The 20,479-nt window shown below is 67.9% G+C and carries 20 protein-coding genes; 7 read left to right on the forward strand and 13 right to left on the reverse strand.

Annotated features, from left to right (window positions below):
* The first annotated feature begins 107 nt into the window (after positions 1-107).
* Positions 108-1,127: a GntR family transcriptional regulator gene (locus tag ABMY26_RS07635; RefSeq protein ID WP_372395684.1), complete on the forward strand. Its 1,020-nt coding sequence runs from the start codon at positions 108-110 to the stop codon at positions 1,125-1,127.
* A gap of 10 nt (positions 1,128-1,137) precedes the next feature.
* On the opposite strand, the gene ABMY26_RS07640 is transcribed toward ABMY26_RS07635, so the two are convergent.
* From ABMY26_RS07640 to ABMY26_RS07660, 5 genes are all read right to left on the reverse strand, one after another.
* A complete protein-coding gene (locus tag ABMY26_RS07640) occupies positions 1,138-1,986 on the reverse strand; it encodes a fumarylacetoacetate hydrolase family protein (RefSeq protein ID WP_372395685.1) in 849 nt (282 codons plus the stop codon).
* A gap of 84 nt (positions 1,987-2,070) precedes the next feature.
* Positions 2,071-2,808 (reverse strand): SDR family NAD(P)-dependent oxidoreductase, encoded by a 738-nt coding sequence (locus tag ABMY26_RS07645; RefSeq protein ID WP_372395686.1) that lies wholly within the window; start codon positions 2,806-2,808, stop codon positions 2,071-2,073.
* The gene (locus tag ABMY26_RS07650; RefSeq protein ID WP_372395687.1) at positions 2,805-4,040 is read right to left on the reverse strand and encodes an ABC transporter substrate-binding protein; all 1,236 of its coding nucleotides are present in this window, start codon (positions 4,038-4,040) and stop codon (positions 2,805-2,807) included. Before ABMY26_RS07650 ends, ABMY26_RS07645 begins: the two co-directional genes overlap by 4 nt.
* Positions 4,041-4,152: 112 nt before the next feature.
* Positions 4,153-4,917, reverse strand: coding sequence for an acetoacetate decarboxylase family protein (locus ABMY26_RS07655; protein WP_372395946.1), 765 nt, complete (start codon positions 4,915-4,917; stop codon positions 4,153-4,155).
* A gap of 66 nt (positions 4,918-4,983) precedes the next feature.
* Complete coding sequence (locus tag ABMY26_RS07660) at positions 4,984-6,231, reverse strand: L-lactate dehydrogenase (protein ID WP_372395688.1); 1,248 nt, start codon at positions 6,229-6,231, stop codon at positions 4,984-4,986.
* A gap of 410 nt (positions 6,232-6,641) precedes the next feature.
* Between ABMY26_RS07660 and ABMY26_RS07665 the strand changes: the two genes are divergently transcribed.
* A complete protein-coding gene (locus tag ABMY26_RS07665) occupies positions 6,642-8,072 on the forward strand; it encodes an aldehyde dehydrogenase family protein (protein WP_372395689.1) in 1,431 nt (476 codons plus the stop codon).
* Between the two features lie 96 nt (positions 8,073-8,168).
* Positions 8,169-8,852, forward strand: coding sequence for a phosphoglycolate phosphatase (gph, locus tag ABMY26_RS07670; RefSeq protein WP_372395690.1), 684 nt, complete (start codon positions 8,169-8,171; stop codon positions 8,850-8,852).
* A 41-nt stretch (positions 8,853-8,893) separates the two neighbouring features.
* Here the strand turns inward: gph and ABMY26_RS07675 are convergent, their stop codons facing one another.
* Positions 8,894-10,591, reverse strand: a complete 1,698-nt coding sequence (locus tag ABMY26_RS07675) for a methyl-accepting chemotaxis protein (RefSeq protein ID WP_372395691.1) — start codon at positions 10,589-10,591, stop codon at positions 8,894-8,896.
* Positions 10,592-10,942: 351 nt separating this feature from the next.
* Between ABMY26_RS07675 and ABMY26_RS07680 the strand changes: the two genes are divergently transcribed.
* The 4 genes from ABMY26_RS07680 (at position 10,943) to ABMY26_RS07695 (ending at position 14,600) form a co-directional block, all read left to right on the forward strand.
* The gene (locus ABMY26_RS07680) at positions 10,943-12,466 is read left to right on the forward strand and encodes a PAS domain S-box protein (RefSeq protein WP_372395692.1); all 1,524 of its coding nucleotides are present in this window, start codon (positions 10,943-10,945) and stop codon (positions 12,464-12,466) included.
* Positions 12,459-13,178 (forward strand): response regulator transcription factor, encoded by a 720-nt coding sequence (locus ABMY26_RS07685; RefSeq protein ID WP_372395693.1) that lies wholly within the window; start codon positions 12,459-12,461, stop codon positions 13,176-13,178. Before ABMY26_RS07680 ends, ABMY26_RS07685 begins: the two co-directional genes overlap by 8 nt.
* Before the next feature lie 123 nt (positions 13,179-13,301).
* Positions 13,302-13,715, forward strand: a complete 414-nt coding sequence (locus tag ABMY26_RS07690) for a response regulator transcription factor (RefSeq protein ID WP_372395694.1) — start codon at positions 13,302-13,304, stop codon at positions 13,713-13,715.
* Positions 13,716-13,874: 159 nt separating this feature from the next.
* Positions 13,875-14,600 (forward strand): helix-turn-helix domain-containing protein, encoded by a 726-nt coding sequence (locus tag ABMY26_RS07695; protein ID WP_372395695.1) that lies wholly within the window; start codon positions 13,875-13,877, stop codon positions 14,598-14,600.
* Between the two features lie 35 nt (positions 14,601-14,635).
* On the opposite strand, the gene ABMY26_RS07700 is transcribed toward ABMY26_RS07695, so the two are convergent.
* From ABMY26_RS07700 to ABMY26_RS07730, 7 genes are all read right to left on the reverse strand, one after another.
* A complete protein-coding gene (locus ABMY26_RS07700) occupies positions 14,636-15,403 on the reverse strand; it encodes an amino acid ABC transporter ATP-binding protein (protein WP_372395696.1) in 768 nt (255 codons plus the stop codon).
* On the reverse strand, positions 15,400-16,059 hold the full coding sequence (locus ABMY26_RS07705; RefSeq protein ID WP_372395947.1) for an amino acid ABC transporter permease: 660 nt from the start codon (positions 16,057-16,059) through the stop codon (positions 15,400-15,402). The genes ABMY26_RS07700 and ABMY26_RS07705 overlap by 4 nt, the downstream gene beginning before the upstream one ends.
* Positions 16,060-16,183: 124 nt before the next feature.
* On the reverse strand, positions 16,184-16,957 hold the full coding sequence (locus ABMY26_RS07710; protein WP_372395697.1) for an amino acid ABC transporter substrate-binding protein: 774 nt from the start codon (positions 16,955-16,957) through the stop codon (positions 16,184-16,186).
* A gap of 799 nt (positions 16,958-17,756) precedes the next feature.
* Complete coding sequence (locus ABMY26_RS07715) at positions 17,757-18,104, reverse strand: RidA family protein (RefSeq protein WP_045585588.1); 348 nt, start codon at positions 18,102-18,104, stop codon at positions 17,757-17,759.
* A gap of 29 nt (positions 18,105-18,133) precedes the next feature.
* On the reverse strand, positions 18,134-18,898 hold the full coding sequence (locus ABMY26_RS07720; RefSeq protein ID WP_372395698.1) for a transporter substrate-binding domain-containing protein: 765 nt from the start codon (positions 18,896-18,898) through the stop codon (positions 18,134-18,136).
* 31 nt (positions 18,899-18,929) lie between these two features.
* Positions 18,930-19,277: a RidA family protein gene (locus tag ABMY26_RS07725; RefSeq protein WP_372395699.1), complete on the reverse strand. Its 348-nt coding sequence runs from the start codon at positions 19,275-19,277 to the stop codon at positions 18,930-18,932.
* A 19-nt stretch (positions 19,278-19,296) separates the two neighbouring features.
* Positions 19,297-20,466, reverse strand: coding sequence for an NAD(P)/FAD-dependent oxidoreductase (locus ABMY26_RS07730; protein WP_372395700.1), 1,170 nt, complete (start codon positions 20,464-20,466; stop codon positions 19,297-19,299).
* Between the last annotated feature and the right edge of the window lie 13 nt (positions 20,467-20,479).

A 20,479-nucleotide genomic window follows, 5' to 3' on the forward strand; every position in this document is an offset into this window, starting at 1 on the left:
TGTGGATGGATGGCCTCGCATGGCGTGGGAGATGTGCAGGAATGGCGGCGGCTGATCATGATTGTCCCGGTTGAAAGCCCGTCTTCCGTTGTCATCAAGGCGATCCAATGAAAAGCGCGATTCTGACAGACGAGTGCTCCGAAGGCGGCGACAGGACGGTATCGCTCCAGGAGCGCGCGTATCTGTTGCTGAAATCCATGATCGCGGACGGCCGGATCGTTGCCGGCGAACGGTTGCAGGAAGCCCAGGTCGCCAAGGCTTTCGGCATCAGCCGCTCACCGGCCCGGCATGCCCTGCGCTCGCTCTGCGCCGACCGCATTCTCGATGAACATGACGGGAAGGGGTTCGTCGTTGCCGGCAAGGACGAAACCGGTGGCGACGGGCCGCTCGCCACCCTTGACCCGGTCAAGATCCAGGCGACGCCGCAATGGGAACGCATCTACAAGGAGGTGGAGCAGGAGCTTTTCATCCGTATCCTGTTCGGTGCGGTGAGGATCAACGAAAAGCAGCTGGCACTGCATTTCGACGTCAGCCGGACAGTGACGCGCGACCTGCTGGCCCGCATGCATGGCATGGGGCTGATCGAAAAGGACGATGCCGGCCATTGGCTGGCACGGCGCATCACGCCCGAACACATCCGCGATCTCTACGAGATGCGCCGCCTCCTCGAACCCCAGGCGTTGCTGAAGGCGTTGCCCTGCATCGCGGCGGCGGAATTGCGCAGCGCCCGGGCCAACATCCGGCAGGCGCTGGACCGTTCCAGTCCCAGCAGTTCCGCCTTCGATCAGGTGGAGCGCGACCTGCATGTCGGCATTCTCGGCTTCTGTCCCAACAAGGAGATCCTGCGGGCGCTGGAACGGACGCATATGGTCTTCGGTCCGACCCGCTACCTGTTCCATCCGTTCCTCGGCGTTCCCGTCGAAATGATCGAGGGAGCGCTCAGGGAACATCTGGACATCGTCGAACGGGCCCTGCGCGGCGATGCCGGCGGCGCGGCGCAGGCCCTCCACGATCATCTGAAGGTGGCCGACGACCGCTGGCTGAAGCGGTTCGAGATCATCGCCAGCACCACGCAGCTGCAGTTCCCTCCCTATCTCGCGCCCGGCGACGCGCCCGGCCGGTCCTGAGCTCCGCGCGTCATCCGGGCCAGGGCACGACGCGCTGGCGCTGCCGGCCGAGGCCTTCGATGCCGAGCGCGACCTCGTCGCCCGGCTTCAGCCAGACCGGCTCCGGCTTCATGCCCATGCCGACCCCTGGCGGGGTTCCGGTGGCGATGACATCGCCCGGACGCAGGGTCATGTAGGCGCTGCAATAGGACACCAGCGTCGCCACGCCGAAGATCATGGTGCGGGTGTTGCCGGACTGCATCCGCCGGTCGTTTACGTCCAGCCACATGTCGAGGGACTGCGGGTCCGGAACCTCGTCCGCCGTCACCAGCCAGGGACCGATGGGCGCGAAGCTGTCGCATCCCTTGCCCTTGTCCCACTGCGAGGACTGCATCTGGAACGCGCGTTCCGACACGTCGTTCATCACGCAATAGCCGGCGACATGGTCGAGTGCCTTGTCCTCGCTGACATAGCGCGCCTCGCTGCCGATCACGACGGCAAGCTCCACCTCCCAGTCGAGCTTGGTCGAGTGGCGCGGCTGGATGGTGTCGTCGTCCGGCCCGCAGATCGCCGTGGTCGATTTCAGGAAGATGATCGGCTCGGATGGGATGGGAAGGCCGGTTTCCGCCGCATGGTCGGAATAATTGAGCCCGATGCAGACCAGCTTGGAGATGCCGCGGTACGGCACGCCCAGGCGCGGCGTGCCTGGAACCAGCGGCAGGCTGTCGGGATCGATGGCGGCAAGCGTGGCAAGCCCGGCAGGTGAAAGGTCCTCCGCCGTGATAGCGTCGCGGAGGGCCGAGAGGTCGCGCAACCGCCCCTGGCCGTCGATCAGGCCGGGCTTTTCACGGTTCGGGTCGCCGAATTGGCAGAGCTTCATGGCAAGGTAATCCTGGCTGGTCGTCCGCCGTTCCACGGCGTCGATCTGGGAAAAAGGGGAGGGAACCGCCGCCCGGGCGGCCCTTCAGGCAATCGTGGCGCCGGCGTCCACGGTCCAGGCGGCGCCGTTGACATGCTTCGCCTTGTCCGACAGCAGGAAGGCGATCACGGTCGCGATGTCGTCGGGCTTGCCGTAGGCGGCGGCTCCGGCACGGCGGATGCCGCCCGACCGCCGCGCCTGTTCGTCCAGCGATTCGATCATCCGGGTTTCGACCGGGCCTGGAAGGATGGCATTCACCCGGATCGCGGTTCCCGCCACGTCGAGCGCCGCCACGCGGGTCAGGCCCAGCACCGCATGCTTGGTGGCGACGTAGCCGGCCAAGCCTGCCCGGCCGCGGATGGCCGAGGTCGAGGCGGTGTTGACGATGGCGCCCGTCCCGCGCGGGACCATGCGGGCGAGGACATGCTTCAGGCCCAGGAAGACCCCCTTGGCGTTGACCTGGAGCAGACTGTCGAACACCTCGTCCGGATAGAGATGGATCGGGGCGACGACCCCCTCGATGCCTGCATTGTTCGCGAAGGCGCTGATTGGCCCAAGTTCCCGTTCCACCCGGTCGACGCAGGCGGCGACTTCTGCACCGTCCGTCACATCGGTCCGCAGGAAGAGCGCCCGGCGTCCGGCGTCCTCGACCAGGCGGGCCGTCTCCTCCCCCTGCGGAACGTCCAGATCGGCGATGGCGACGTCGGCACCGTCGCGGGCGAGGGCGAGCGCGGTCGCCCGGCCGATGCCCCTGCCACCGCCGGTCACCAGGGCGACGCTCACGACTTCACCAGCGAGCAGCCGCCCTCCGCCAGCGGGCGCCAGACCTGGGCCGCCGGAATGACCTTCCGGACATGGTAATAGTCCCACGGATACTTGGATTCGTTCGGCTTCTTGACCTCGAACAGATACATGTCGTGCAGCTTGCGGCCGTCGACGCGGATGCTGCCCTTGCCGAAGAGCGGGTCGTCGGTGGGCATCGCCTTCATCTTCTCGACCACCGCCTTGCCGTCGGCGGAACCGCCCGCGGCCTCGGCAGCGCGCAGATAATGCAGAACCGACGCGTAGGCACCGGCCTGGAGCGCGCTGGGCTTGCGGCCGCCGTTGCGTTCGGCGAAGCGATTGCTCCAGGCGCGCGTCTGGTCGTTGAGGTCCCAATAGAAGGCCTCGGTGAATTGCAGACCCTGCACCACCGGCAATCCCAGCGCATGCACGTCGTTGACGTAGAGCACGGTCGCGACCAGCCGCTGGCCGCCGCTGGTTATGCCGAACTCCACCGCCTGCTTGATCGAGTTGATGGTGTCGCCGCCGGCGTTGATCAGCCCGATGACCTGGGCCTTGGACGCCTGCGCCTGGAGCAGGAAGGAGGCGAAATCCTGGGTGTTGAGCGGCGTGCGCACGCTTCCCAGCACCTGCCCGCCCATCTTGGTGACGACGTTCTTGACGTCCAGCTCCATCGCGTGGCCGAAGGCGTAGTCGGCGGTCAGGGTGAACCAGCTCTTGCCGCCGGATTCGACGACGGCGGTCGCCGTGCCGGTCGCCAAGGAGTAGGTGTCGTAGGTCCAGTGGATGGTATTCGGCGAGCAGCTCTTTCCGGTCAGGTCGGACGAGGATGGGCCGGAGGCCAGCATCACCTTGTTCTTGTCGCGGACGATGTTGCCGACGGCCAGCGCCACGGCCGAGTTGGGCACGTCGACGATGACGTCGACGCCCTCGCGGTCGATCCACTCCCGTGCCGTGGCCGCGGCAATGTCGGCCTTGTTGAGATGGTCGGCGCTGATGACTTCGATCGGCCGCGTCTTCCGTCCGGCGGTGAAATCCTCGATCGCCATCTGCACCGCGCTGATCGACCCGTTGCCGGTGATGTCGGCGTAAAGGCTCGACATGTCGGTCAGCACGCCGATCTTCAGCGGTGCCTGCTGCGCCTGTTGCGCCTGCGCGCCGAAGCCCGACAGGCAGAGCATGCCGACGGCCGACGCCAGGACGTGCCGGCGGTGGAATCCCTTGCTGTTCATGGACATTGTTTCCTCCCAACGGTTCGGCGGCGCAAGGACGCTGCAAGGGGGATGCCCCGCCGGAAGCGATGCTTCTTTCTTGTGTCTGTTCAGGGCTGCCGGCGCGAACCGGTCAGGGGATCAGGCGCTTCAGCAGGCGCCGGTCCTCGACCGCGAAGCCGCCGCCATAGACGTCGGACGCCATGAAATGCGCGCCGAGGATCTCCGGTTCGAGCGCCGCGATGGGATCATACTCCGAGGCGTGCAGCGTCATCGTCGCCCGCCCGGCGCGGGGCGGCGAATATTCCAGCGGGGTGCGGCGGTAGACGATGTCCGCATAGACGGGTTCGGGCCGTTCCGGGTGCGGAACGCGGCGCACATGGATCTCGCCGGCCGGCTGTTCGTCCTCTTCGACCAGCCGCACGGCCGGCGCGGTTTCGTCGGGCGTGAAGGTGAAGTCGGCCAGCGGCGTTCCGCGGCGCTTGACCCAGCCTTCGATGCTGCCGTCGGCGGCCTCGTCGAACCGGTAGGTCGCATCCTTCTTCGTGTAGCCGAACACCTCCCGGCCGGCCGCGATGCCCATGGGGTCGGAGCAGTACATGAAGATGTGGGTGTGGGTGAACAGGCCGTCGTAGCGCACCGGTACCGAAACCATGAGGTCGAACATTTCCCCGGCATGCAGGGCCAGCGTGTGCCCGGGCGACAGCATGAACCGGAAGGCGACGCGATCGTTGACGAGCTCGAACGGCGTGTCCGCCAGCAGCTTCGCCACCTTGGACTGCTCCACGCGGGTCACGACCTCGACCGTGCGCAGCGGGCATTCCCATTCCAGCGGATAGGCCGGCGCGTAGGGCGGATTGACCCCGCTGTTCTCGTGCATCTTGTACTTACCGAACATCACGTTTCCTTCCTCGGTCGAAGTCTTGGTATTCGAAGTTCAGCCGGGCGCCGGTCCGGCTGCCCGTCAAGCGGCGGATATGGGCCGGTGGCCGGGGCGTGCGGCGAAATCGGGGACGCCGGGCGGGAGGGCGGATGGCCTGTGCCGGCTGTCGTTCGTGCCGCCGCCATTGATCAGGATGGAGGGATCGGCCGCGCCGATGGCGGTGAGGCCGCACAATCCCATGGTCAGGTCGAGTTCCCGCTGCAGGATTTCCAGGCAGCGCGTGACGCCGGCCTCGCCCATGGCACCCAGCCCGTACAGGAAGGCCCGCCCGACCATGACGCCCTTGGCGCCCAGGGCGGCGGCCTTCAGGATGTCCTGCCCGGACCGGATGCCGCTGTCGAACAGGACTTCGGTCTGCTGCCCGACGGCTTCGGCGATGGCGGGCAGCATCGCGATGCTCGACGGAGCCCCGTCGAGCTGCCGGCCGCCGTGGTTCGACACCACGATGGCATCCGCCCCGTTCTCGACGGCCAGCCGCGCATCCTCGACGTCGAGGACGCCCTTCACGATCAGCTTGCCGCCCCACAGTTTCTTGATCCAGCGGACATCCTCCCAGGTCAGGGTCGGATCGAACTGCTGGCTGACCCAGGCGGCGAGCGAGGAGACGTCCGAAACCCCGGACACATGGCCGACGATGTTCCCGAAGGTCCGCCGCCTGGTCCGCAGCATTCCCAGGCACCAGCCCGGCTTGGTCGCCAGATCGACCAGGTTTCGCAGGGTGGGCTTGGGCGGGGTCGACAGGCCGTTCTTCAAGTCCTTGTGCCGCTGTCCCTGGATCTGGAGATCCAGGGTGAGCACGAGCGCCGAACAGTTCGCGGCCTTGGCCCGGGCGATCAGCCGTTCGACGAATGCCCGGTCCCGCATGACGTAGAGCTGGAACCAGAACGGCTTGCCGGTATTGGCCGCCACATCCTCGATGGAACAGATGCTGACGGTCGACAGGGTGAAGGGCACGCCGAAGCGTTCCGCCGCCCGTGCCGCCAGAATCTCGCCGTCGGCATGCTGCATCCCGGTCAGGCCGGTCGGCGCCAGCGCCACCGGCATCGCGACGCTTTCCCCCAGGATGCGGCTTTCCGTGGTCCGTCCGGCGATGCACATCCCGATGCGCTGGCGGAACTGGAGGGCGGCCAGATCGGCCGTGTTGGCGCGGTAGGTGCTTTCCGTCCAGGAGCCGCAGTCGACGTAGTCGTAGAACATCCTCGGCACGCGGCGCCGCGCCAGGATGCGGAGGTCTTCGATGCAGGTGATCACCGGCCTGGGCGATGGCATGGTCAATTCCGCTCTTTTGCAAGGCCTGCAATGGCCGCGGCATCCATGTCCCCCGAGGGTGTGGGTGCGCTGGCGGATACGGTCGGGTCGCGTCTTCCGGACGGTCGGCGGCAACTGACGTACATTGCATCCAAAGTACGTATTTAAAATGCAGCGTCACCGATGGGCTGTCAATGGGATCTTCAAGCCATCCGGATGCCTTACAATGGAGTCATCGCGCGATCGGTGGAGATCGCCCCATTCATGCGGGCTACCTTGCGGGAGCTCCATCCTCCGCATCGCTCTCCAGCGCCACCAGTTGACCGGTGGCGAGGCAGGCCCGCTTCTGGTTGATCAACCGTCCGCTGCGAGGCAAGATGCCGGCCCGGCCGTGATGCCGCCGGTTCTCACCCCATGAAAGCGAGGCTCCGGTGTCGAACTTCCTGAAATTCTACATCGACGGCGCATGGGTCGATCCGACGGCTGGGGCGACGCTCGACGTGATCGATCCCGCGACGGAGGAGCCCTTCGCCACCATCGCGATGGGCACCTCTGCCGATGTCGACCGGGCGGTCGCCGCAGCCCGCGCCGCCTTCCCGGCCTTCGCCGCCACCTCGCGCGAGGAGCGGCTGGCGCTGATGCGGCGCCTGCTGGACGCCTACAAGGCGCGCTACGATGCCGTCGCCGACACCCTGTCGCGTGAGATGGGGGCGCCGACGACGCTGGCCCATCGTTCCCAGGCCGCGATGGGCACCGCCCATCTTGCCCGGATGATCGAGACACTGGAGAGCTTCACGTTCGAGGAACTGCGCGGCTCGACCCTGATCAGCAGGGAGCCGATCGGCGTGGTCGGCATGATCACGCCGTGGAACTGGCCGATCAACCAGATCATGTGCAAGGTGGCGCCGGCGCTGGCTGCCGGCTGCACCATGGTGCTGAAGCCGAGCGAGATCGCGCCGCTCAACGCCATTCTCTTCGCCGAAGCGATGCATGAGGCCGGGGTGCCGAAGGGTGTGTTCAACCTCGTCAACGGCGACGGCCCGACGGTGGGCGAGGCCATCGCGCGCCATCCGGGCGTCGACATGGTATCCTTCACCGGATCGACACGCGCCGGCATTCTCGTCGCCAAGGCGGCGGCCGATACGGTCAAGCGCGTGCATCAGGAACTGGGCGGCAAGTCCGCCAACATCATCCTGGACGACGCCGACCTGGACCGCGCCGTGAAGCTGGGCGTCGAGAGCTGCATGAACAACAGCGGGCAATCCTGCAACGCCCCGACCCGGATGTTCGTGCCGGCTTCCCTTCACGACCAGGCGATTGCGATCGCCAAGACCACGGCCGAGCGGCTCAAGGCCGGCGCGCCGGCCGCCGCCGACACCCGGCTCGGTCCGGTGGTCAGCCAAATCCAGTATGACAAGATCCAGCGGCTGATCGAGACCGGTGTCGCCGAGGGCGCCCTGCTGGTCACCGGCGGCCCCGGCCGCCCCGAGGGGCTGAACCGCGGCTATTACGTCCGCCCGACGGTCTTCGCCAACGTTACCGACGACATGACCATCGCGCGCGAGGAGATCTTCGGACCGGTGCTGGCGATCCTGCCCTATGGCAGCGAGGAGGAGGCGATCCGGCGCGCCAACGACACACCCTACGGCCTTGCCTCCTATGTCCAATCGGGGTCGCTGGAACGTGCCCGCAAGGTGGCCGCCAGCATGCGCAGCGGCAACGTCTACATCAACCACCCGGCCTGGGATGCCGGCGCGCCCTTCGGCGGCTACAAGCAGTCCGGCAACGGTCGCGAATATGCCGACTTCGGCCTGGAGGAGTTCCTGGAGATCAAGGGCACCGTCGGCTACGCGCCGGCCTGACCGGCTGCCGGCCGTGTTCCGGGGCATCCTCGCTCCCGCGGCCGGCGGCTTGCCGCCGACAAGGCCAGCTTCCTCCGCCAGCAAGGTGCAGCCACCATGACCGAACCCCTGAATTGCCGCCCCATCCGTGCCGTCGCCTTCGACCTCGACGGCACGCTGGTGGACAGCATCGCCGACCTGACGCATGCGTCGAACGCCCTGCTTGCCGAGCTGGGGCGGCCGCCGGTCGATCTGCCGGCGGTGCGCTCCTTCGTCGGCGACGGGGCGCCCAAGCTGGTGGAGCGCGTGCTGGCCGCCACCGGCGGGGTGCCGGCCCCGGACGAGGCCGCCCGCTGCCTCCGACGATTCCTGGCGATCTACGAGGCCGACCCCAGTGCCCGCAGCGCGCTCTATCCCGGCGTCGCCGAAACGCTGGGCAAGCTGGCTGAAGCCGGGCTGCGGCTCGGTGTCTGCACCAACAAGCCGATGGCGGCGACCAGGCGGCTGCTGGACGATCTCGGTATCGCCGGACGCTTCGCCGCCGTGGTCGGCGGCGACAGCTACCCGACCCGCAAGCCCTCGCCGGAACCGGTGCTGGGCCTGCTGGAGCGGCTGGAGGTTCCGCCCGCGGAGGCCGCCTTCGTCGGCGACAACGAGCATGACGTGGCAGCCGCCCGCGCGGCCGGGGTGGCGCGGGTTCTGCTGGTGCCCTACGGCTACGCCCGCGTTCCGCTCGACGGCCTGCCGCATGACGGCGTCCTCGACGGGTTCGCCGACCTGCCGGGGCGGCTGTCAGCCTGACATCCTGGCAGGTCGACCGCCGATTTTGCCGGCGGCCGGCGTCACGCCGTCCTGACCTCACCGATGAAGGTTTGGATCCGCTCGCGCAGCCGCTCGGAATCGTGCGACAGGCTGTCGGCGGCGCCCAGCACCTCCGATGCCGCCCGCCCGACCTCGCCGGCCGAGCCGCTGACGGAGGAGATGTTGTCCGTGACCAGCCGGGTGCCCTGTGCGGCCTGCTGGATGTTGCGGCCGATCTCCTGGGTGGCGGCGGTCTGCTGTTCCACCGCGGCGGCGATGGCACCGGCGATGGAGTCGACGTCGTTGATGGTGCGGCCGATGGTCTGGATGGCCGTCACCGTGCCATCGGTCACCGTCTGGATTTCGGCGATCTGGCTGCCGATCTCCTCGGTCGCCTGGGCGGTCTGGGTGGCCAGCGCCTTCACCTCCTGCGCCACCACGGCGAAGCCCTTGCCGGCCTCTCCCGCCCGCGCCGCCTCGATGGTGGCGTTCAGGGCCAGCAGGTTGGTCTGGCTCGCGATGTTCTGGATCAGGCTGACCACGTCGCCGATCCGTTGCGCCGCCTGCACCAGCCGGGTGACCAGCGCGTTGGTCCGTTCGCCTTCCTCCACCGCGTCGCGGGCAATGGCGGCGACGGCGTTGACCTGCCGGCCGATCTCGCCGATGGAGCCGCCAAGCTGCTCCGACGCTGCGGCGACGGTGGCGACGTTGGCGGAGGATTGCGCCGTGGTGGCAGCGACGGCCGATGCCTGTTCGGTGGTGCGCGAGGCGATGGCGGTCATCGTTTCGGCGTTGCTGCGCAGATGGCGCGCTGCCGACGCCACCGCCTGCACCACGTCCTGCACATCGGCGTCGAAGCGGTCGGCCAACGCCCGCATGCCGGCCTGCCGGTCGCGCTCGGCCTGTTGTTTCTGCGCCTCGCGCTCCTCCTGCAGCGTCCGGATGGCGAGGGCGTTGCTCTTGAAGACCTGGAGCGCGCGGGCGAGCAGGCCGACCTCGTCCTTGCGCTCGGCGCCCTGGACGGTGACGGCGAGGTCGCCGCCGGCGATGGCGGTCATGTCGTCGATCAACCGGTGCAGCGGGCGGACGACGAAGACCACGATGATGGAGCCGAACAGGCCGATGGCCACCAGCAGCCCGACCGCGGCGACGGTCGTCAGGCGGGTCATGACGCTGGACGACAGGGCCAGCGCCCGCTCCTCCGCCAGCCTGGTCTCCTCGACGCTGCGGTCCACCCGCTCGCCCAGCGCCGCGGTCAGCTTCTGCCGCACCGGGCGGCCGACGTCGATCGAGACGCGGATCGCGCTGTCGGTGTCGTAGGCCCGCGCCAGTTCCACCGCCTTCTGTGACACCCGCTCATATTCGCCGACGATGGACTTGATGCCGGCGATGGCTTCGCGGTCGGCGGCGGCATCATAGGCCGCGGCCAGCCGGTCGATAGCGGCCAGCGCCTTGCCGATATTGTCCTTGTAGGTGCCGAAGGCGGCATCGATGCGCTCGCGCGTGCCGGCGACCAGCGCGTTCGATTCCGCATCCATCGCATCGCCCATCGCCGACTGGATCGCCAGCGCCGCGGACAGCCGCCCGGCCACCACCTCGGTCACGCGGCTGGTGGATGCGGTCAGCTCGACCAGCGCCGAACGGGCGGTCCACACCACGCTTCCCATCACGGCGAGCAGCAGGATCGCCGGAATCAACAGCTTGTGGACCAGTTTCCGGTCGGAAAACCAGCGGTGCATGGTGTGCCTTTCTCTGCGGGAACGGGGGCGTGACTGAGCCAGTCGCGCCGACGGCTCGCCGGACGCGATGGAGGGATGGGAAGGGCGGGCGTTCTGCCCATTGAAACGGCAGCCGGAGGCGGCAGAGGCCAATCTCGGCAAAAATAATTACTATTTGATTACTTCGACTGAAATATGATAAATGAATGATCGTGTCCGAACAAATCCTTTTTCACGCTGACCGTGCAGGCATTTCCGCCGCACCTGTTCCCTGTGGGCGGCACCGCGGCGATCCCGTCGATATGGAGCCTTGACCCACGGTTGCGCTCAACTACTCTGGTGCCGACGATATGGCAGTGTTGAGGATGGGACGTGGCCGACGACTTCCGGGATGAAAACCTGGACGCTTCATCGCAGTTGCGGGCGATGCTGGACACCGTGCCCGACGGGATCGTCGTCATCGACGGCCGTGGACGGATCCAGACCTTCAATCCCGCCTGCGAACGCCTGTTCGGCTGGACCGCCGGGGAGGTGGTCGGGCAGAATGTCAGGATGCTGATGCCGTCGCCCTACCGGGACCAGCATGACGGCTATCTGGAGCGCTACCAGCGCACCGGCGAACGCCGGATCATTGGCATCGGCCGCGAGGTGACCGGCCTGCGCAAGGATGGCACCAGCTTTCCGATGGATCTGTCGATCGGCGAGGCGAGCCAGAACGGGGCGCCGGTCTATATCGGCATCATCCGCGACCTGACCCAAGCCAGGCGGACGGAGGCGGCACTGCGCGAGCGGGAGGCCCGCCTGCTCTCCATCCTGCAGACAGTCCCCGAAGCCATCATCGTGATCGACGAGACGGGGCTGATCGAATCCTTCAGCCCGGCGGCGGAGCGGCTGTTCGGCTACGAGGCGCCGGAGGTCGTCGGGCGCAACATCAGCATGCTGATGCCGTCGCCCTACCGGGACCAGCATGACGGTTATCTGGAGCGCTACCAGCGTACCGGCGAGCGCCGGATCATCGGCATCGGCCGTGTCGTCTCCGGCCAGCGGCGCGACGGGTCGGTGTTCCCGATGGAACTGGCGGTGGGCGAGGTCCTGCTGTCGGGCCAGCGCCGCTTCACCGGCTTCGTCCGCGACCTGACCGAGCGGCAGGCGACCGAGCGGCGGCTGCAGGAGCTTCAGGCGGAATTGCTGCATGTCAGCCGGGTGAGCGCCATGGGCCAGATGGCGTCCACCCTCGCGCATGAGTTGAACCAGCCGCTGACCGCGGTGATCAACTACGCGAAGGCCGCAAAACGCCTGATGGAGCGGCCCGAAACCGTGACCAAGGCGATGGAGATGGTCGACAAGGCGAGCGCCCAGGCCAGCCGCGCCGGGCAGATCATCCGCCACCTGCGCAGCTTCATCGAAAAGGGCCAGACCCACCGTTCCGTCGAGTTCCTCAACAAGGTGGTGGAGGAGGCGGGCGCGCTGGCCCTGGTCGGCGCCAAGGAGCGGGGGCTGCATGTGCGGTACGACTTCGATCCCGCCGATCCCCGCGTGCTGGTCGACAAGGTCCAGGTCCAGCAGGTCATCCTCAATCTCGTGCGCAACGCCATCGAGGCGATGGCGCAGGGCGAGAGGCGGGAGTTGACCATCCACACCGGTCCGGCGCCCGACGAGCCGGATTTCCGGCGGATCGCCGTCAGTGACACCGGACCCGGCGTGCCGGACACGGTGCGCAACCAGTTGTTCCAGCCCTTCGTCACCACCAAGAGCAGCGGCATGGGGCTGGGCCTGTCGATCTGCCGGTCGATCATCGAGGCCCATGGCGGGCGTCTGTGGCTGGAAACGCCGCAGACGGGCGCCACCTTCCTGTTCACCGTTCCCCTGGCCGCTCCGGAGGCCGGCGATGCCTGAAGACGCCATGCCCGTCGACGCGACATCCAATCTGACGGTGTTCATCCTCGACGACGACGAGCCCATCCGCGAGTCCCTGCAGATCCTCCTGGAATGCGCCGGCTTCCGGGCGGAGAGCTTCGCAACCCCGGTCGCCTTCCTGGAGTCCGGAGCGCCGTCGCGTCCCGGCTGCCTGCTCGTCGATGTGCGGATGCCCGGAATGAGCGGTCTGGAGGTCCAGGAACGGCTGGGCCGCGACGGTCGCGACATGCCGGTGATCGTGATGACCGGCCATGGCGACGTGCCGCTGGCCGTGCGCGCCATGAAGGCCGGCGCGGTCGATTTCGTGGAGAAGCCGTTCGAGGAGGAGGCTCTGCTCTCGGCCGTCCGCTCCGCCCTGGACCGTGCGGCGGATGCCCGGAAGAGTTCGCCCGGCCAGCCGGCAGCCGCTCTGGAGCAGCCGTCCGCCGCCTCCACAGCGGCTGCCGCCCCGTCTCCGGCCGTGCCGCCGGAAATCCTGGCCCGCCTGTCGGCGCTGACACCGCGGGAGCATGATGTCCTTCGCTGGCTGGTGGCGGGCAAATCGAACAAGGTCATCGCGTTCGAACTGTCGATCAGCCCGCGCACCGTGGAGATTCACCGCGCCCGCGTGATGGAGAAGATGCAGGCCGACAGCCTGCCGTCGCTGGTGCGCATGGCGATTGCCGCAGGGGTGACGCCGGGCGACGGCTGATCTGCATCAAAACCGGCCTCCATACGCAATCGTCCTTATATCGATGCCCTCCACTGCATTTTATGGTTCACGACGCGCCGCACCGTCGGCGCCGGTGTGCTTGCATGGAATTCGGAGGCTCTCATGGATCGATCTGGCGACGGGCCGGGCGTTGCGCCGGGCGACGGGATCGTCCACATCGTCGACGACGACGAGCCGGTCCGCGATTCCCTGAAGGCCCTGCTGGAGGCCTTCGCCTTCGAGGTGCGGGATTTCGCCTCCTGCCAGGAATTCCTCGATCGGTTCGACGGCAATCCTCAGGGCTGCCTCGTTCTTGACCTGCACATGCCGGTGATGAGCGGGCTGGAGTTCATGGAGCGCCATGGCGGCGACCTGCACGGCATGCCGGTGATCATGGTGTCCGGGCGCGGCGATCCCGCCACCTTCTCCCGCGCGAAGGATGCCGGCGTCATGGCCGTGCTGGAGAAGCCCTTCGACGAGGATCTGCTGATCGAGACCCTGAACCGGTTGCTGCCGCCGACGGCCGGGTCCGCCTGACGGGACACAGGATCGGGCTCCCGTATGTAGGTACACCTACGTACGCAAACTTCCTTAGGTACATCACCGAACTGCACAGCCGGGCGGACGCCGGATAGCTTCGGGCCATCATGTGCACCCCGGAACGATCCGGACCGCACCGCAACGGCCGAGGCCCCCATGTCCACGCACGCCGCCATTGCCGCCAATGCCAGCCGCGCCGTCCCGGGGTACCTGGTTTCCGCCATTGCGATGACGCCGGCCGCGGGCCTGCCTGCCCTCCAGCCGCGCAGCGCCGCCGATCCGCTGGCGGCGCTTGGCCATGCTAAGGTCTATGACCGCGACATGACCGTCTTCAGCGAAGGCGATGCCGCCGGCTCGGTCTTCCGGGTGCAGAGCGGCATGGTCCGGCTGCACAAGATGCTGCCTGACGGGCGCCGGCAGATCATCGGCTTCCTGCATGCCGGCGACATGATGGGCTTGGCCTTCGCCGCCCAGTATCTCTACACCGCCGAAGCGGTGACCGCGACCACCATCCAGCGCATCCCGCGCCTGGAACTGGACGCCCTGCTCGACGCGCAGCCGGCCCTTGCCCGCAAGCTGCTGTCGGCGACCACCTCGGAACTGCTGGCGGCGCAGGACCAGATGGTGCTGCTCGGCCGTAAGACGGCCGCGGAGAAGGTCGCCAGCTTCCTGCTGCGCCTCTGCGACCGCAAGGGCGGTGACCGGCCCATCGACCTGCCGATGGGCCGCAGCGACATCGCCGACCATCTGGGCCTGACCACCGAGACCGTGTCGCGCACCTTCACCAAGCTGAAATCGGCCCGGCTGATCCGCATCCTGGTCGGCGGCAAGCTGGAACTGCTGGACCACGACGCCCTGGCCGACCTCGCCGGCGGCTTCTGATCGCCGTCCCTCGGGGGGGAGTTCGGAAAACCTGCTCAGACCCCCTCGCCCTGTTGCACCTGCTGGGTCAGCGTGGCGATGAAGCGCTGGGTGCGCTCGCGGGCCGGATGGGTGAACAGGTCGCGCGACGGCCCGGCTTCCACCACCAGCCCGCCGTCGAGAAAGACGACCTCATGCGCGATGCGGGAGGCGAGGCGCAGGTCGTGGGTGGCCATCACCATGGTGGTGCCCTCCGCCGCCAGCGTCCCAAGCACCTCCACCACCTCGTCCGCCAGTTCGGGATCGAGCGCCGAGGTCGGCTCGTCGCACAGCAGCACGCGGGGGGAGGGAGCCAGCGCGCGGGCGATGGCGACGCGCTGCTGCTGCCCACCCGACAGGGTCGCCGGCCAGGCATCGGCCTTGTGGTCCATGCCAACCTTGCGCAGCAGGGCCATGGCACGGTCGCGCGCCTTGTCGGCCGGCCATTTCTGCACGGTGACCAGCCCCTCCATCACATTCTCCACCGCCGTACGGTGGGGGAAGAGCTGGAAATTCTGAAACACCATCCCGGTCTGGCCGCGCAGCCGCTGGATGTCCTTCCAGCCGGGCTTGCCGCTGGGTTGGAAGGACAGTTCCTCCTCGCCGATGCGCACGGTGCCGGAGGTTGGGATTTCCAAAAGGTTGATGCAGCGCAGCAGCGTGCTCTTGCCGCCGCCGGACGGGCCGATAAGCGCGGTCACGCGCCCTTCCGCCACCGTCACCGTCACGCCCTTCAGGACGGTCAGGTCGCCGAAGCGCTTCTCGATGCTCGACAGCCGGATCACGATTTGGCCTCCAGGAAACCGCCATACTGGCCGAGCCGGCGTTCCAGCCGGACCTGCAGTGCCGACAGCACGGAGCTGAGGGCCAAATAGATCAGCGCCGCCTCCACATACAGGATCAGCGGCTCGTAGGTCGTCGCGACGATGCGCTGGGCGGCCTGGAACAGCTCCGGCACGGTGATGGCCGCGGCGAGCGAGGTGTCCTTGACCAGCGAGATGAAGCTGTTGGACAATGGCGGCACCGCCACCCGCGCGGCCTGCGGCAGGATGGTGCGCCGCATCGCCTGGGACCAGCTCATGCCGATGGAATAGGCGGCCTCCCACTGGCCCTTCGGGACCGAGCCGATGACGGCGCGGATGATCTCCGAGGTGTAGGCGCCGACATTCAGCGTGAAGCCGATCAGCGCCGCCGGGAAGGCGTCCAGCACGATGCCGGCGCTGGGCAGGCCGTAGAAGATCAGGAACAGCTGCACCAGCAGCGGCGTGCCGCGGATGATCCAGACATAGAAACGGACGGCGGCGGCCAGCGGGGCCGGACCGAACAGCCGGATCACCGCCGCCGCCAGCCCGACGGCGAGGCCGAGCACGAAGGACGCCAGCGTCAGCGGAACGGTGAAGGTCAGCGCCGCCCACAGCAGCGACGGAAGCGAGTCCGCCATCAGGGTAAGCCAGTGCAGCACGGAAAGGTGCCTCTCGCGAGTTCGGGGCGCAAAATCGGGGCCGGGACAAGGCGGCGCCGCCCCCCGTCCCGGACGGACGGGGGACAGCGCCGGTCCCTTACCGTCACTTCGAAACGTCGTCGCCGAAATATTTCTGCGAGATGGTCTTGTAGGTGCCGTCGGCCTTGATGGCGGTCAGGGCGTCGTTGATCGCGGCCACCAGCGTCGCCTCGCCCTTGCGCACGATGATGCCGGACTGGTCGGCGGCGTCCTGGGTCGCGGCGATCTTCACGTTGGCGTTGGGCTTCTGTTTCTTGAAGTCCAGGAAGGACAGGCTGTCGTTGACGGTCGCGTCGGCCCGGCCATTCAGGACGAGCTGGATCGACTGGTCGAAGCCGTCGGTGCCGACCAGTTGGGCGCCCGACGCCTCGGCCAGCTTGCCGAAGTTGCTGCTCAGCGACTGGGCCGCCTTCCTGCCCTTCAGGTCGGCGAAACCTTTGATGGCGTTGTTGTCGCCCCGTACGATCAGAACGGCGCGGCTGGTGATGTAGGGGTCGGAGAAGTCGTACTTGGCCTTGCGCGCCTCGGTGATGCCGACCTGATTGATCACGGCGTCGTAGCGGCGGGCGTCCAGGCCGGCGATCAGCCCGTCCCACTTGCCTTCCAGGAAGTCCGCCTTGACGCCGATGCGCTTGGCGACCTCGCGCCCGATCTCCACGTCGAAGCCGACGAGCGCGCCGGAGGCGTCATGATAGGTGAAGGGGGCATAGGTGCCCTCGGTCCCGATCTTCAGAACGCCGTCCGCCTTGATGCGGTCAAGGTCCGTCTGGGCCTGAGCGGAGGCGACGGCGGCGACCTGTATCAGGCCGGCGACAAGAAGCGATTTCAGCCAGTTCATCGGTTGGTGCCCGGTGTTTATCGGATGGGGAGGTTTGGTTGGTCCGCCAGCTTGGGCGCTCTGCCGGCGCCGGGCGGTTCCTGTCACGCTACAGGGAAGAATATGAAGGAACAAGGGAATACGATACCTATTTAGCGTATATCAACTGTGCATAATGTGTACTGCGAACGGATTTTCTTGGGAAATCCTCCTGGGGGGCGGCGGTCGCTGTCGACGACCGCGAACCGGAACCGTCGGGTTGCACTTTGGTGCAACGCGCCTTTTCACGGGGCAGGGGCTGGCGGCGGTGCTGGTGGGGGAGCGTCTATGCCAGCACCGGCAGGGCCATGTTCTACGCCGCGCTCTACCGAGGGAGCGGGCTGGATTGGCTGAACTCCGGCCTTGTCGCCAGCCTGCTGCTAGGAGGCCTGCTGATGGGGTACGGGTTGCCGGTCGCTGCCTTCACGCAGACCGTCGCCGGCATGCGCGAGCAATTCCACAGCTTCCGGCTGGTGTCCGACGTGGTGCCCGGCGACGCCGAAACCGTCGGCCGGCTGGTTGGCACCATGGCGCGGGCCGCCGCCCGTTCGACCGGGACCGAGGAGGCGACGCAGCGGGCGCTGTCGCTGCTGTCGGCGGGGGTGCGCAAGCAGGCCTATGTGCTGGCCTATATCGACGGCTTCGTCTTGATCGGCCGGTTCATCGCGGGCGGACTGCTGCTGATCGTGCTGCTGCGCCCGGCGCCAAAACAGCGACGCCCCGTGCGTCGGGCACGGGGCGTCGCATGGTCCGTCGAAAGACGGCGATCGGGTATCGGCGATCAGACGGCGGCGGTAACCACCACCTCGATCTTGATCTCCGGCTTGCCGAGGTCGGCGACGCCGATGGTGGCGCGGGCCGGCAGGTCGTTGCCGTCGAGCCAGGCCAGCCATGCCTCGTTCATCTCGTCCTTCAGGCTCATGTCGGTGATGAACAGCTGGGCGGACAGCAGCTTGGTCTTGTCGCTGCCGGCCATCGCCAGCACCTGGTCGAGCTTGCCGCAGATCTGCGTGACCTGGCCGCCCATGCCGACGCCGACATCGTCGGCGATGATGCCGCCGAGATAGGCCGTGCCGTTGTTGACGACGACGCGGTGCATGATCTTGGTCTTCTCGATGCGTTTGATCACTGGAAAATGCTCCTGGTTTTTGAAAGGGGTCACGGGATGATGGAGAAATCGACGTAGCGGGCGGCGATGCGCGCCAGCGTTCCGTCCTGCGCGACCGCGCGGATGGCCTCGTCGAAGGACTGCTTCAGCGCGGCGTCCTCCTTGCGCAGGCCGACGCCGATGCCGGGGCCGAACACCTCGGGGTCGATCACCGGCTGGCCGACCAGCTTGACCGACTTGCCGCCGTCGCCCTTGACCCAGTCGGACGCGGTGGCGCCGGTGGTGATGGCGGCGTCGATCCGCCCGGCCTTCAGGTCGGCCAGCAGGTTGGAGGCGGTATCGTAGGTCTTCAGCGTGGCGTCGCCGCCGAGATGCTTCTCGACATAGCGGGAATGGGTGGTGGAAACCTGGGCGCCGATGGTCTTGCCGCGCAGGCTGGCCGGCGAGCCGTCGATGGCGGACTTGGCCGGCGCCACGAAATAGGCCGGCACCACCATGTAGGGGGTGGAGAAGCCGATGGCCTTCGCCCGTTCCGGCGTGATGTTCATCGTCGCCATGATGGCGTCGTACTTCTTCGCCAGCAGCCCGGGGATGATGCCGTCCCACTCCTGCGCCACGATGGTGCAGGGGCGTTTCATCCGCTCGCACAGCGCATGCGCAAGATCGACCTCGAGCCCGGCCACCTTGCCGTCGGGCTGGGTGAAGTTGAAGGGCGGGTAGGCGCCCTCGGTGGCGATGCGGATCTCCTGCGCCGAGGCGGCACCGCCGGACGCAAGCAACAGAAGGGCGGCAACGCCCGTGAGGAGGCGCTTCATGGCAGGCTCCGGGAATGGCAGGTGGAAGAGGTCAGCGGCCGGCGACGACGACGATCTCGACCAGGATCGACGGGTCGGCCAGCCGGGCCTCCACCGTCGCGCGGGCCGGCGGGTTGGCCTTGTCGACCCAGGCGTCCCAGGCGGCGTTCATCTCGGCGAAGGTGGCGATGTCGGCCAGATAGACGGTGGCGGTCAGGATGTTGCTCTTGCTCGTCCCGGCTTCGGCCAGCAGGGCGTCGATCTGGCGCAGCACGTCGCGGGTCTGCGCCTCCACATTGGTGGAGCCGTCGTCGACGATCTGGCCGGCGAGATAGACGGTGTCCTTGTGGATGACCATGTCGCAGAGACGGGGAGTCAGGTGGAAGCGCTGGATCGTCACTGTGGGATGCTCCAAAGGGTCAGTCGGCGAAGCGGCCGATGCGGAAGGGGGCGATGGGCAGGTCGGTGGCGCCCCCGGTGATCAGGTCGGCGGTGATCCTGCCGACGATCGGGCCGAGCTGGAAGCCATGTGCCGAGAAGCCGAAGGCGTGGTAGAGGTCCGGTTCCGTCCCGCTGGGACCGATGACCGGGATCTGGTCGGGCATCCGCGCCTCGATCCCCGCCCAGGCGCGGACGATGGTGGCGCCGCGCATGGCCGGGAACAGGTCCCACACCGTGCGGGCATTCACCGTCACCTGCGAGAAGTCCAGCTCGGTCCGGTTCTCGTCCCGCTCCGCCCGGCCGAGCAGCCCGCCGCCGATCAGCACGGTGCCGTTGGGGAACTGCTTGAAGGACAGGGTACGGCCGGTCGCGCCAACCACCGGCTTGATGAAGGGCGGCACGCGGGCGGTGATCATCAGCATCGGGGCGATGACCTCCAGCGGCACCGGTTCCCCCACCTGGGCGGCGACACGGTCGGCCCAGGCACCGGCGCAGTTCACCACCACCGGCGCCTCGAACCGGTTCCTCTGTCCATTGCCTTCGGCGGTCTCCACGCTCCACAGTCCGCCCTGGCGGACCAGCCGGGTCACGACCCCGCCCTCCTGGAAGCGGGCGCCGAGCGAGATCGCCTTGCGCCGGAAGGCGAAGGTGGTGCGGAAGGGGATCGCCGCCCCGTCGCCGCGCGAAACCAGCGCGCCGACGCAATGATCGGCGATGGCGGGGACCAGCGCCCGCAGCTCGTCCCGTCCGACCACCTCCTCGTGGATGAATCCCAGCGCCCGCAGCTCCGCGACGCGGGCCTCCAGCGTCGCCAGCTCGGCCCCGGTCTCCGCCACCTTGACCTGCCCGTGGCTCTCGAAGCCGCAATCGTCGTCCACCAGCTCGCCGATGCGGTGCCACAGCGCCATGGAGGCGACGGACAGCGGCACCTCCGCCACATGGCGGCCGAGTTGGCGCACGCCGCCGGCATTGACGCCGGAGGCGTGGCGGCCGACATGGTCCTTTTCCAGCACCAGCACCCGGACACCGCGCATCGACAGATGCAGGGCGGCCGAGCAGCCATGCAGGCCGCCGCCGATGACGATGACGTCCGGACGCTGGATGGCCGGCTGGGGGAAGGCCGGGCTGGGGGAGGCGGTTGCGGTCATCGGGCGCCTTCCG

The organism is Azospirillum sp. HJ39 (genome assembly GCF_041507355.1).
Taxonomy (GTDB): domain Bacteria; phylum Pseudomonadota; class Alphaproteobacteria; order Azospirillales; family Azospirillaceae; genus Azospirillum; species Azospirillum thiophilum.